Below are 12,002 nucleotides of genomic sequence, written 5' to 3'. Positions count from 1 at the left end.
GAGAGGTGCGCCCTCCCGTCACATGCGAACGGCCCCAGCGGGATTCAGCGCATCCCCGACATCGGCCAATGTTGCTGCGATGGTGGACCTGTCGGAATCCACCGTCGTCAGAGCGGTGACGGCGACGGCTCCCGCGAGCACGGTCGCCGCGTCGGTTCCCGTACCCAACCCGGCAATGTTGTCGTACCGACGCAGCTCGACGCCGCCGTCCACCCTCGTCATTCGCAGGCCGAGCAGGCTTCTTGCCCCAAGGGTGCTGACGCGTACACCTCCGAGCTGGTCGAAGTCCAGATCCGGCACGTTGACGTTCAGTGTCAGACCGAGGGCACCGTGGTCGTCCATCCATCGAACGATGCGTGTGGTGACCTCGGCTGCCGTGTCGAAACGATGTGACGGCGGAAACCCGCAGCTGATGGCGACACCGCCGATACCTGCGATTCGAGCGGTCAGTACGGCCCCTACGGTGCTGGAGAACAGAACCGATCGGCCGGTGTTGTGGCCTGGGTTGATTCCGCTGACCACGAGATCCGGTGCGGGGCCGAACTGTCCTGCACAGAACGCGAGTACGGCGAACGCGGGTGGGCAGTCGAATGCGAACGCGTCCACGCGCGGTAGCTCGGGAAGTCGACGATTCTCGACGGGGATGATCGCGCCGTGTTCGAGCGTTCCCAACGAAGTCCCGCTCCCACTGCTTTCGTAGGCCGGAGCCCCCACTACGACGTCGTGTCCTGAGGCGACGAGGGCCGCCGCCACGGCCGAAAGGCCGGGAGCATCGATTCCGTCGTCGTTGGTCACCAAAATGCGCATCGCACTACCCCTTTCGCGCACACCCCGATGTGGGTGTGCCGACATCGTCTCACCGATAGTGACTCAAGGTTCGCACTTTTGTCCAGCTAGTCGAGGCAATCTCGGGCCGAGGGCGTCAGCTCGGGCGTCCTGACTCAGAAGTCTTGCTTGACACCGTGATCGCAGTCACATAATAATGTGAACAGAAGTTCGCTAACCGTCTGGTTCGACGATGGCCTCCTTGCATCCCTGTCGCGGACGGCCCTCTCAACGAAAGAGGTACGACATGGCCGAGTGGCCGATCGACGACGCAACATCCAAGATCTACCCGCTGTACTCGCGGGCGAACGTCGGCGAGATTTTCCCGGACCCCATAAGCCCACTGAACGCGTCGGTCGGATTTCAACACTGTCTGGAACCCGGATGGCGCGATGCGTTCGTGGCCTGCGGGGTGTGGGAGCCCGACCTGTACGACGAGAACGTCGCGATGAACATCCTGCCGGCGTTCGGCAGTTACCTCTACATCAACATGTCGCTGATGCGCCTGTTCGGCGTCCGGGTTCCGGGAATGTCGGCCGAGGCCGTCGACCTGCAGTACTTCGGCGACATGCCTGGCATTCCGAGCTACGAGAGCGAACGACGCGACTTCGACGAGAATCCCGAGTTCGAGGCCAAGGCCGGACAGTGGCTCGCGGAGCAGGTGCTCGGTGCCACCGATCTCGCGGCCTATGACGCCGATCGCGTCGAAGTCGAGCAGATTCGAGCGGACCGTCCGGAGTTGTCCGCGCTCTCGGACTCCGAATTGTTCGCGCGTATGCGATCTTTCGAGAACACTCTCCGCCGACTCTTCAAGCATCACATCGAAGCCAGCCTGAAGTCCGGCGTCGGCCTCGGTGCGATGGCGCAGTTGACGGAAGCGATCGGACGTCCAGAGCTGGCGCTCACCTTGGTCGCGGGCATCGGAAACGTCGACTCTGCCTTGCCGTCGATCAGGATGTGGAAGTTGGGCCGTCTCGCGCAGGCGCCCCAGATCGCCGCGTTGTTCGACGCCGGGGTCGAGGGCCTGTACGAGCGACTCGGCGCCTCCGACGATCCCGACGTGGTCGGCTTCACCAGCGAACTCGAAGATTTCCTGACGGATTGGGACTTCCGCGGCCCGGCCGAGTGGGAGATCCGCGCTACGACGTGGGGCGTGAACCCCGCTCTGGCTCTGGGCACCATCGATCGCATGCGTCACGTCGACGAATCCGAGGCTCCCGAAGCCAAGACGGCCGAGCGTGCATCGCAGCGTGAATCGGCATCGGCAGTCGTACGTGAGGCGCTGGCCGCCGATGCCGAAGCGTCGGCGCAATTCGAGGCAGTGTTGAACGCGGCAGCGCTCTGGATGCGAGGGCGCGAGCGTGGCCGCACGACCGCGGCTATGTTGATGCACGAAATACGTTTGGCTGCATTGGAACTCGGTCAGCGCGGGGTGGCGTCCGGGTCGCTGGGCGAGGTAAAGCACATCTTCATGTTGTTCGCGGACGAGATCGATGCGTATCTCGCCGAACCGACGTCGCTCACCGCCACCCTTGCCGACCGTGAGAAGACGTACCTGGATCTGTTCGACCGCCAGCCGCCGTTCGTGGTCGACGGAACCGCACCTCCCGTCGAGGAATGGCCGCTGCGGTCCGATCGGCGCAGTCCCACTTTGAACCAGGGGGATTCGATCGTCGGCGTCTCCGGCTGCACCGGCGTTGCTCGTGGCCGAGCCAGAGTCCTGACCTCGCCGGACGACCCGTCGGCCCTCGACGCCGGCGACATTCTGGTCGCGCCGATCACCGATCCGTCGTGGACCCCGCTCTTCGTCACCGCCGCGGCCGTCGTTGTCGACGTCGGTGCCCCGTTCTCTCACGCGGCAATCGTCAGCCGCGAGCTCGGTATCCCGTGCATCGTGTCGGCAACCGACGCAACCGTTCGCATTCCCGACGGCGCTCGGATCGAGGTCGACGGCACGACCGGAACCGTGACGGTTCTCTAGGAGGCGGACCCATATGCACGCATCGGATATCTGCCCGAGTTGGATCGACCAGGTATTGCACGAGACCGGGATGCTGGATCGGACGGTGACCGTCACCGACGTCGTCGCACGCCCCATCGGCACCGGTCAGGTTGCCGACAGCATCCAGGTGACACCGAGTTACTCCGGACCGAACGACGCCCCGACGTCGTTCGTGCTCAAGGTCAGCTCCGAGAACGAGCAGAGCAGGTCCGCGGGTCGCACGGAGATGAACTACCTGCGAGAGGTCCGGTTCTATCAGGACATCGCGCCTCGCCTGAAGGTCCGCGTGCCGCACTGTCACCACGCCGAGATCGACTCCAATCGAACGGAATTCGTGCTGATGCTCGAGGATCTCAGCCCGGCGAGACCAGGAGACCAGATCAAGGGATGCACCGTCGGGGAGACGCAGTTGGCCGTTCTCGAAGCGGCCCGCATTCACGCTCCGTTCTGGGGATCGGACGAACTCGAGGGTAACCCGTGGCTCGACATCTCCGGCACGTACTGGTCGAGGTTCATCGACATGATGCCCGTGTGGTGGAGTGGATTCGAGGAAAGATACCGGGAGAAGTTGAGCGCCGACGATCTCGCGCTCGGACGCACCTTCACCGACCACATCGGTGACTACTACGCTGCGTTGCGCACGGTGCCCTTCACCGTCCAGCACGGTGATTTTCGGCCCGACAACGTGCTGTTCGATGCCGCAGGTGGTGACGTGCCACTTGCGGTGTTGGATTGGCAGACAGCGATATTCGGGCCAGGTATCGTCGATGTGGCGTACTTCATCGGAGGCGCGCTTGGGCAGGAAGCCCGCCGTGCGAACGAGGCAGCGTTGCTGAAGACCTATCACGACGAACTGCAGTCTCTCGGTGTCACCGGCTACACCTTCGAGGACCTCGTGCGCGATTACCCGATCGGCACGTTCCAGAATTTCGTCATCGGGGTTGCCGCGGCCATGCTGGTCGTGCGCACCGACAGGGGAGACGACTTGTTCGTCTCCATGGTCGCCAATTCCCTTGCGCACGCCCGTGATCACAATGCGATGGCGTGCATTGTCGACATCGCCGAGCGGGCAGTCCATGTCTGAGCCGCGCGTCGACCAGCTCGGGTTCTACACCTTGGGCGGGCACGTCGAAAGTCCCAGGGCCATGCTCGACGAGTTGGCGGAAGCCGAGGCCATGGGCCTCGGCCAGGCGTTCATCTCCGAACGGCTCAACGTCAAGGAGGCCTGCGCACTGTCCGGCGCGGCGGGCGCGGTGACGTCCACCATCGGAATCACCACGGCTGCCACCAACATCAGCACCCGTCACCCTTCCATCGCTGCTGCATTCGGTTCGACGATGCACCGACTCACCGGCGGCCGCTTCACCCTCGGCGTCGGCCGTGGACTGCGCCCGCAGATTGCGGCGATGGGCTTGAAGCAGACCACTACTGTCGAACTCGAGGAATTTGCCCACGTCATGCGACGTTTGTGGCGCGGTGAGAAGATTCTGAACTACGACGGCCCGCTCGGCACGTTCCCGGCCCTGTCCCTGGACCCTACGTTCGACGAACATATCCCGCTCGCGACAACGGCGTTCGGCGACAAGACACTAGCGATGGCAGGTCGGGCATACGACATCGTCGTCCTGCACACCTTTTTCTCCGACGAGACCGTCGAACGATCGGTGAAGACGGTACGAGACGCGGCGGAGCAGGCTGGACGTGATCCGAACAGCGTCGAGATCTGGTCCTGCTACGCCACGGTCAGCGACGAGATCGACGAGCAGACGATCTTGAAGAAGACCGTCGGCCGAATCGCAACTTACCTGCAGGTCTACGGTGATCTGTTGGTCGAGGTCAATCGATGGGACAGGGCCAAGCTCGAGGAATTCCGTAGATCCGACGTGGTTCGGAGCCTCCCCGGGTGGGCCGATGCAGTGGGGGATACCGATACCTTCGCCGAACTGACGAAGGTGATTCCCGCCGACTGGTTGAATTGCGCTGCAACAGGTTCCGTCGAACGGTGTGCCGACCTTGTGCGGCACCAATTCGACCTCGGAGTCGACGGCGTGATCCTGCACGGCGCCACGCCGTCGGAGCTGCGATCGACCGTGTCGGCTTTCGAGAACGCAGCGGTGACGGCGTGACGCCGGTCGAGAACGGTCAGTAGAGATAGTCCTCGCCGCTGGCGCGGACGGTGATGTCACTGATGCTGATGCCCCAGGGCTGATCGATCACATGTACGACGGCGTCGGCGAGATCGTCCGGCTTGATGAGCCAGTATTCGATGTTGTCGACATCGGTCTGCTCAGGACGCAGGGTGCCGGTGGTCGCTGCGCCCATGTTCTCGGTGAAGGTCGACGCGCGCTGGCCGGTGAGTCCGAGGATCGCGTTCTCGTTGACGATCCAGCTCGCGAGATTGGTTCCAGTGACGCCGGTCGGTTTGACCGTCGTGACCTTGATCTTGCCCTTGGCCTCGATGCGCAGCGAATCCGAAATCGTCGTGACGGCAGCCTTCGTGGCGCTGTACACACCGGAACCGTCGATACCTGCATTGCCGAAGATCGAGGAGATGTTGACGACCTGGCCACGCCCCTGGGCGATCATCTGGTCGTAGACGGCGGAGATTCCGTTGACGACACCCTTGATGTTGATGTCGATCGCCTTGTGCCACTTCTGCCATGCGCGTTCGTGATCGGCGAAGTAGGCCAGCGGCATGACACCCGCGTTGTTGACGAGTACGTCTAACGCGCCGAAGGTAGTGACTGCATGCTGCGCTGCCGCCACTACCTGTTCCATGTCGGTGACGTCTGCGACCGAGTAGGTTCCTTGGAGACCTCGTGCGGCGATGCCGTCGAAGACAGTTTTCAGGCCCTGTTCGTTGATGTCGACGCCGACGACCTTTGCGCCCTGTGCGGCGGTCTTCTCGGCGATGAGCTGCCCGAAACCTCCGCCCGCACCGGTGATCAGAATGACTTTGTCCTTCAGGTGCTGCGACATGTTCGTTCTCTTTCTTTGTCCGTACTACACGATGTCGATGGCGTCGAGTACCGGCGCCACTATTGTTCGGTCACCGGAGATGTCGACGGCCGAGCGCCACGCGGATCGGGTTGTGCCCCAGCGTAGAAAGTCGGTTGCCGACGTGGTGGCGACGTGGTCGGGAAGGTCGTCGGTTTCGGTGACGACGACGGTGGCGTGGTCGACCGTCAGGACGAAACTGCGATTCGTCGCACCGGTAAGTCGAAGTCCGACAGGTGATGTCGACGCAGTCGCCACGCCGTTGCCGCACATCTGAGGCAGTCCTGCGATCATCCAATCGATCGCCGGATCGATTGCTGCCGCGACATCGACGTCGCCTGGGCGGAGGGGCCCGAACGGCGCGAGAAGGTCCGACGTCAGATGAACGAGGTGATCGAACGACACTGCGTCACTGAGCTGGTGAAGCTCGTAGGTGCCGAGGTCCAACATCTCGAGAGCGTTGTTGCGAAGCTCAGGTCCCTGAAGTGCTTCGAGAGTGGCCAGGCCTGCCTCCGACTGCTCGCGGTAGTACTCGAGTATCTGATCGTGAGGAAGGTCGGCACGTTCGCGAACGGCTGCATCGTTGAGCCGCTCGGACTTACCGCTCGGGTTGGGCGGGAACACGAGGTTCGGGTCGGCGATGAAGTTGAAGAAAAATGCCATGTGGCCGATCAGATCGTGGACCCGCCAGCCGTGACAGGCAGTATCCGCCCTCCATTCGGCCTCGCCGAATTGTTCGGCGATTTTCAGTGTGTTCGCGGCCAGTGCGCGGGCACCGGCCAGTCCTGCTTCGGACATAGCCTCTCGTTTCTTACGTGGTTGCGAGAAAGATGGACTTGAGCTGCTGGTACGACGCGAGGCCTTCGGGGCCGAGTTCACGTCCGAGCCCGCTGGCCTTGACGCCGCCGAAAGGCGAGCCCCAGTCGAGGTTGAAGGTGTTGACGCCGAACGAGCCGGTGTCGACGCGTCTCGCGACATCGATGCCGCGTTCCTCGTCGGAGGTCCACACGGTGCCACCGAGGCCGTAGTCGGAATCGTTGGCGAGGGCGATGGCGTCGTCGAGGTCGTCGTACGCGATGACGGAGAGGACTGGTCCGAAAACTTCCTGTCGCGCAATCGTGCTGGTGTTCTCGACGTCGGCGAACACGGTCGGCTCGACGAAATACCCGACACCGTCGGGCCGACCGCCACCGGTGGTGATGGTGCCGCCCTCGGATCGGCCCTGCTCGATCAGCGCGAGGACACGGTCCCGTTGCGTTGCACTGACCAGTGGCCCGATGAAGGTGGCGGGGTCCATGGGATCGCCGACGGTCAGTCCCGACGCCATGGCGGTGATCGCATCGATGTATGTATGACTCTTCGCGCGCGGAACAAGGATTCGAGTCGACATGTAGCACGTCTGGCCGCTGTTGAGCAGTGAGGCCGTCGCGAGCCCGCTGACCGTGTTCTCGACGTCGGCGTCGTCGAGTACGAGGGCGGCCGACTTACCGCCGAGCTCGAGTGTTGCGGGGCGAAGCAATTCGCCGCACACCCGGCCGATGTGTCGCCCAGCTGCGGTGGATCCGGTGAACGCAACCTTGTCCACGCCGGGATGCGCAACGAGGTACTGTCCGACGTCGGCGCCGCCTGTGACGATGTTGACGACACCCGCGGGAAGTCCTGATCGGATGGCAGCTTCGGCCAGAACATACGAGTCGAGCGTGGTTTCCGGCGACGGCTTCAACACGACGGTGCAGCCTGCAGCGAGGGCGGGCGCGATCTTGAACATCGACAGCACGGCGGGAAAGTTCCATGGGGCGATCGCTGCGACGACCCCGACCGGTTCTCGACGGACGATCGTGGTCCCGGGCATCGGCTGGCTGACGCGTCGCTCTTCGACAGCAGTCGATTCGGCCAGATCGGCGTAATAGCGGAGCAACTGAACAGGCGCAGCGCCCTCGGCGAACCGTGCCAAGTCGATCGGCATACCGTTCTGCAGTGTGACCGTCGTAGCGCGGTCCTCGGCTCTGCTCTCCAATTCGTTCGCGAACCGGCGGATTGCGTCTGCCCGTTCCGACGTGGACAGACCGGCCCAGTCGTCACTCCGCAGTGCCCTACGGGCAGCCCTGATCGCCTCATCGACATCGGTTGTCGACGAAGCAGGAAACGAGCCGATCTCCTGTTCGGTGAGCGGGGAAACTGCGGTGATGCGGTTACCGGTGTCCGGTTCACGCCATTGCCCATCGATGAACAATGTGTCGCGGTCGATGCGTGTCGTCATGGTTGACCTCCTGGAGGCGTTCGACGGTGAACAAGCCCTTTGTGTCGATCATCACGGCCACTGCTGCCGAAAAATTGACATCACACGCCATATTTTTTACATTTCGACACATGGCGGACTTGATCAGCGCGTCTTCCCTCAGCCGGGTGCCCGAGCTGATCGAGGAGTGCGGGGGAGATCCGTTCGAATTCTGCGACCGCGTCGGGATCGATCTCGCTGTGATCGGGACATACGACAACTTCGTGCCGTTCAGTGCGCTCTCGACGCTGCTCGGCCTGTGTGCCAGAGAGCTGGGAGTGCCGGACTTCGCGCTCAGGCTCGCTTCCCGACAGGATCCCGACATACTCGGTCCCGTCGCGATCGCGGCTCGCAGCGCGGACACGATCGGTGACGCGCTGGCGGGCGTCGCGCGTTATGCGCACGTGTACAGCCCTGCAATCGCCGTCGAACTCGCCGTCGGCGAGGTCGATGTGTCTTACGGGGTCGATACCGTCCTGCATCGGTTGCCGTATCGCGCACACGTCGTGGAACTCGCGTTGGGCGTGACGCTACAGACGTTCAGAATGATGGCCGGCAGGGATTTCCATCCGACGCACATTTCTTTCCAGCATCCACGTATTTCGGAAATGCGCACGTACACGGACTATTTCGGGTGTGCGGTTGATTTCGGGTGCGAACGCAATTCATTGACTTTCCCTCGCGGGATCATGCATCGGCACTTACCGCGAGTGGATCCACTTGCATACGACCTGGCTGTCCGGTTCATGGCGGGCAGGGACGCGCACGTCGCATTCCACGACGCGGTGTCTGCGTTGATCGTGCGATCGTTGCCTGCAGCCGCGGCCACGTTGGATCGTGTGGCGGCGCTGATGGTGCTTCACCCGCGGACACTGCAGCGGCGTCTGGGGGCGGAGGGAAAGAGCTTCGAAACGCTGGTCGACGACGCCAGGCGAGAACTCGCACTGAGCTTGCTGTCGAACGTCGATGTTTCGCTCTCGGAGGTGTCACGTCAGTTGGGCTACTCGGAGCCCAGCACTTTGACGCGTAGCTGCAAGCGTTGGTTCGCGATGGCGCCCCTCGCGAAGCGAAGGCAGCTCACGGGCCGAGCGTAGCCGTTTCTGTCGGTACCCCTCGGTATGGTTCGCCCATCATGAGTTATCGCGTCATCTCGGGCGCATTTCCCCTCCGGAGGTTCCGTTGACCAATCCTCAGTTGTCCCTTGTTGCTGCAGTGCTCGATCGCTCGGGTTCGATGCAGTCGATCGCTGACGACACACGAGGCGGCTTCGACTCGTTCATCGCGAAAGAACGTGCGCAGGAGGGCGATACCGTCGTCACGCTTGCGCAGTTCGACGATCGGTACGAGGTGGTGTACAGCTCGCGGCCTATCGCCGATGTTCCGCCGCTGGTCCTCGAACCCCGTGGCACCACCGCGCTGTACGACGCCATCGGCCGGCTCGTCACCGAGGTCGGCGCCGAGCTGTCGGCCCTGCCCGAGGATCAGCGCCCCGGTTCCGTGACGGTCCTGGTGATGACGGACGGGCACGAGAACGCCAGCCGCGAATGGACGAATACGGCTGTGCGTGCGCTCATCGAGCAGCAGGAACGTGACTACCAGTGGGACTTCGTGTTCCTGGGGTCCAACATCGACGCGGTCGACGTCGGTACCGATTTGGGCTTTGCGCCGGACAAGTCGATGACCTATGTGTCGACGACCGTCGGAGTCACCGCGGCGTTCGACTCGGTCGCCAACTACCAGGACCGCAAACGCGCTGCGATGCGAGTGATGGGAGCGCCTCCCGCGGCGGGCTTTTCCGACGCAGACCGTCGCGCCGCGCGCGGAGAGTGAGCAAGAAGGGCCGCAACGATGCGGAGGAGATCATCGCGATGATCTTCTTCCTCTGCATCGTCGCCGCAATCGTGGGCTGGGCACTGGCGTGACACGGGCGGGTCACCCCAGCGCTCGCGCCAACCTACCCAGACGGGCATCGAGACGACGCGTGCCCTCGGCGGTCAGGTTCAGCGAGTCTCCCAAAGTTTCACGTGCGTCTAGGAATATCTGGGCCATCGGAGCGTACTTGTCGCGCAGTCTGATTCGCTTGCTCTCGTCGGCGAGATACTCCACGCTGCCCGCGTTGTCGATGAAGTCCGACAGCTTGACCAGGAATACCCGTGGATCCGTGATCGCATCCGCAACGTGTTCGGCATAGGCGCGGTTATTCTCGTCCGTCGAAAGGCCCTGCGGTGTGGACGGATTGGTTACGGCGGCCACCACAGTTGCGACTGACGGTGAGAAATGGCGCGCGATGACGGCCAGCGCATTGTCATGGGTGGCCGGTGTGCCCGCATCGAGCAACAGGATGATCCTGTCGGTCTGATCTTCGACCGTGTCGTGCAGCGCGGCCGCAACCAGGACGACCTCGTCCGTGCACCCGAATCGCACGAGCCGCAACACGTTTCGAAGCGGATGAACGATGTACGGGTCGCTCCCTGTTTCGGTACCGGCACGCCTTTGATGGAGGTGGGCGGCAGCTGCCAAGGCAACGGCATCCTGAAGCATCGGAGAGCTGAACCCGAGCTCACGAGCCTCGTATCCGATCGTGAACGTCAACGAGGCGGCATCCATGTCTGCCAGTCGCATTCGTCTGAACTGGTCGGACAGCAACGCGTGGGTGGGTACACGCATTCCGGCATCCCTGGACAACCTGACGGTGATCTCGTCGCCCTCCTGCTCGACGAACTTCAAGAACATGCCGAGACGCCGCCCGAGATGTTCCTCCACGACCGGCGCGCAGTCGACGCGTGTCGACGCCACGACGTGAGTGTGGTTGGGCAGGAATTTGATATCCGGCCACGACGTGGACAGGTCCACCACGACGGAGTCCACGGTGGGGCCTCGCGTGTGAATCGCGAACACGGCATACAGCTCTACGACCGGTTCCTTGTCCAGAATCCTTGCGTAGGCGGTGTGCCGTCCTGCCTCGAACATGACATCGCCATCGTCGTCACGGACCGGCGCGGACCCGGTGATCGATTCGAGAGCGGTATCCACCTCGGCGACCAGACGAGCACGTACGGGATCGACCGTCCAGTCCTTCAGCTGTGAACCGCTGTCGAAGACCCGCGTGACCGGTGCGCCGACTGCGCTGGCGGCCAGGAACGACGGATGCGCAATCCCGCGCACATCTCTGATGAGCACGACGACTGCCTGTGCCAGGGCGTGCGGACGGGCCTCGAAACGGAAAGTGCGTTGCAGACCGTCGCCGACGTCGTATTCGGTCCACCCCTGTTCGGCCAGCAGTGTCGTGTGCTCGTACGAAACGGCCGCTGCGAGAGGCCCGTTCATCGCCGCGTCACCGACGAGACGGCCGCCGAGTTCGTTCGCCACCGTCAGGTACAGGTCGTCCCGGCGTTTCCCACCACCCGGACAGATGGTCAGCAGATCGCCGGTCTCCATGTTCTCGATGTAGGTGCAGAGCCGGGCGCAGAATCGCTCCCACGCGGCATCGATCTCCGTGTCGAAGTCGGCGTCCTCGGACATGCGGGCACTCCTAGATGGGAGGTGAGCCGTTGTCTCGACTCCTTCCACGAACCACTGTAACGCCCTGCGGGGAGGCACTTTTCCGTTCTCACCGACTTCGGCGAAACCCGGCGGCCGCGAACTGCGCGAACGTGGGGAGTCGACACGAAAAGCTGTGTCGTTCGAACGACCGAACACGTGACTCGTGGCGCGGGGCGCCCTCGGGTTCGCCGGTCGCCCGGGGTTCGGGCGGGCCTGGGGTTCGGGCGGGCCTGGGGTTCGGGCGGGCCAGGGTTCGGACCGAATGTGGCTTTCCGGTCACTCTGAGTGACCGGAGGGCGCCCTCGCTCGGTTCGGGCGGGCCTGGGGTTCGGACCGAATGTGGCTTTCCGGTCACTC

The 12,002-nt window shown here is 63.3% G+C and carries 10 protein-coding genes; 5 read left to right on the top strand and 5 right to left on the bottom strand.

Going from position 1 to position 12,002, the window contains the following annotated elements; translation table 11 throughout:
- Positions 1–18: 18 nt before the first annotated feature.
- The gene (locus tag DK926_RS13280; protein WP_114330792.1) at positions 19–807 is read right to left on the bottom strand and encodes a 5'/3'-nucleotidase SurE; all 789 of its coding nucleotides are present in this window, start codon (positions 805–807) and stop codon (positions 19–21) included.
- Positions 808–1,072: 265 nt separating this feature from the next.
- Here DK926_RS13280 and DK926_RS13275 point away from each other — a divergent pair, with 265 nt between their 5' ends.
- The 3 genes from DK926_RS13275 to DK926_RS13265 are packed head-to-tail and all read left to right on the top strand — an operon-like array spanning position 1,073 to position 4,953.
- Positions 1,073–2,806 carry a PEP-utilizing enzyme gene (locus tag DK926_RS13275; RefSeq protein ID WP_114330791.1) on the top strand — a complete coding sequence of 578 codons (1,734 nt, stop codon included), beginning with the start codon at positions 1,073–1,075 and terminating at the stop codon, positions 2,804–2,806.
- A 13-nt stretch (positions 2,807–2,819) separates the two neighbouring features.
- Positions 2,820–3,911 (top strand): phosphotransferase, encoded by a 1,092-nt coding sequence (locus DK926_RS13270; protein WP_114330790.1) that lies wholly within the window; start codon positions 2,820–2,822, stop codon positions 3,909–3,911.
- Positions 3,904–4,953: a TIGR03857 family LLM class F420-dependent oxidoreductase gene (locus tag DK926_RS13265; protein WP_114330789.1), complete on the top strand. Its 1,050-nt coding sequence runs from the start codon at positions 3,904–3,906 to the stop codon at positions 4,951–4,953. The genes DK926_RS13270 and DK926_RS13265 overlap by 8 nt, the downstream gene beginning before the upstream one ends.
- A 16-nt stretch (positions 4,954–4,969) precedes the next feature.
- Here the strand turns inward: DK926_RS13265 and DK926_RS13260 are convergent, their stop codons facing one another.
- The 3 genes from DK926_RS13260 to DK926_RS13250 are packed head-to-tail and all read right to left on the bottom strand — an operon-like array spanning position 4,970 to position 8,084.
- Positions 4,970–5,806, bottom strand: coding sequence for an SDR family oxidoreductase (locus tag DK926_RS13260; protein WP_114330788.1), 837 nt, complete (start codon positions 5,804–5,806; stop codon positions 4,970–4,972).
- A 24-nt stretch (positions 5,807–5,830) separates the two neighbouring features.
- Positions 5,831–6,622: a maleylpyruvate isomerase N-terminal domain-containing protein gene (locus tag DK926_RS13255; protein WP_114330787.1), complete on the bottom strand. Its 792-nt coding sequence runs from the start codon at positions 6,620–6,622 to the stop codon at positions 5,831–5,833.
- Between the two features lie 13 nt (positions 6,623–6,635).
- Complete coding sequence (locus DK926_RS13250; protein WP_114330786.1) at positions 6,636–8,084, bottom strand: aldehyde dehydrogenase; 1,449 nt, start codon at positions 8,082–8,084, stop codon at positions 6,636–6,638.
- Between the two features lie 110 nt (positions 8,085–8,194).
- Between DK926_RS13250 and DK926_RS13245 the strand changes: the two genes are divergently transcribed.
- Both DK926_RS13245 and DK926_RS13240 read left to right on the top strand, forming a co-directional pair.
- Positions 8,195–9,196 (top strand): AraC family transcriptional regulator, encoded by a 1,002-nt coding sequence (locus DK926_RS13245; protein WP_114330785.1) that lies wholly within the window; start codon positions 8,195–8,197, stop codon positions 9,194–9,196.
- A gap of 85 nt (positions 9,197–9,281) precedes the next feature.
- Positions 9,282–9,932, top strand: coding sequence for a VWA domain-containing protein (locus DK926_RS13240; RefSeq protein ID WP_243636791.1), 651 nt, complete (start codon positions 9,282–9,284; stop codon positions 9,930–9,932).
- Between the two features lie 102 nt (positions 9,933–10,034).
- On the opposite strand, the gene DK926_RS13235 is transcribed toward DK926_RS13240, so the two are convergent.
- A complete protein-coding gene (locus DK926_RS13235; protein ID WP_114330784.1) occupies positions 10,035–11,624 on the bottom strand; it encodes an HD domain-containing protein in 1,590 nt (529 codons plus the stop codon).
- Positions 11,625–12,002: the final 378 nt, after the last annotated feature.

It is taken from the genome of Rhodococcus sp. Eu-32 (assembly GCF_003336925.1).
In the GTDB taxonomy this organism is placed as follows: Bacteria; Actinomycetota; Actinomycetes; order Mycobacteriales; family Mycobacteriaceae; genus Rhodococcoides; species Rhodococcoides kyotonensis_B.
This window is presented reverse-complemented; position numbering and strand designations above follow the sequence as displayed.

Bases quoted from the DNA above. Each gene is read 5' to 3' on its own strand.
- DK926_RS13280 (WP_114330792.1), bottom strand. From the start codon at position 807: ATGCGCATTTTGGTGACCAACGACGACGGAATCGATGCTCCCGGCCTT.
- DK926_RS13275 (WP_114330791.1), top strand. From the start codon at position 1,073: ATGGCCGAGTGGCCGATCGACGACGCAACATCCAAGATCTACCCGCTG.
- DK926_RS13270 (WP_114330790.1), top strand. From the start codon at position 2,820: ATGCACGCATCGGATATCTGCCCGAGTTGGATCGACCAGGTATTGCAC.
- DK926_RS13265 (WP_114330789.1), top strand. From the start codon at position 3,904: ATGTCTGAGCCGCGCGTCGACCAGCTCGGGTTCTACACCTTGGGCGGG.
- DK926_RS13260 (WP_114330788.1), bottom strand. From the start codon at position 5,806: ATGTCGCAGCACCTGAAGGACAAAGTCATTCTGATCACCGGTGCGGGC.
- DK926_RS13255 (WP_114330787.1), bottom strand. From the start codon at position 6,622: ATGTCCGAAGCAGGACTGGCCGGTGCCCGCGCACTGGCCGCGAACACA.
- DK926_RS13250 (WP_114330786.1), bottom strand. From the start codon at position 8,084: ATGACGACACGCATCGACCGCGACACATTGTTCATCGATGGGCAATGG.
- DK926_RS13245 (WP_114330785.1), top strand. From the start codon at position 8,195: ATGGCGGACTTGATCAGCGCGTCTTCCCTCAGCCGGGTGCCCGAGCTG.
- DK926_RS13235 (WP_114330784.1), bottom strand. From the start codon at position 11,624: ATGTCCGAGGACGCCGACTTCGACACGGAGATCGATGCCGCGTGGGAG.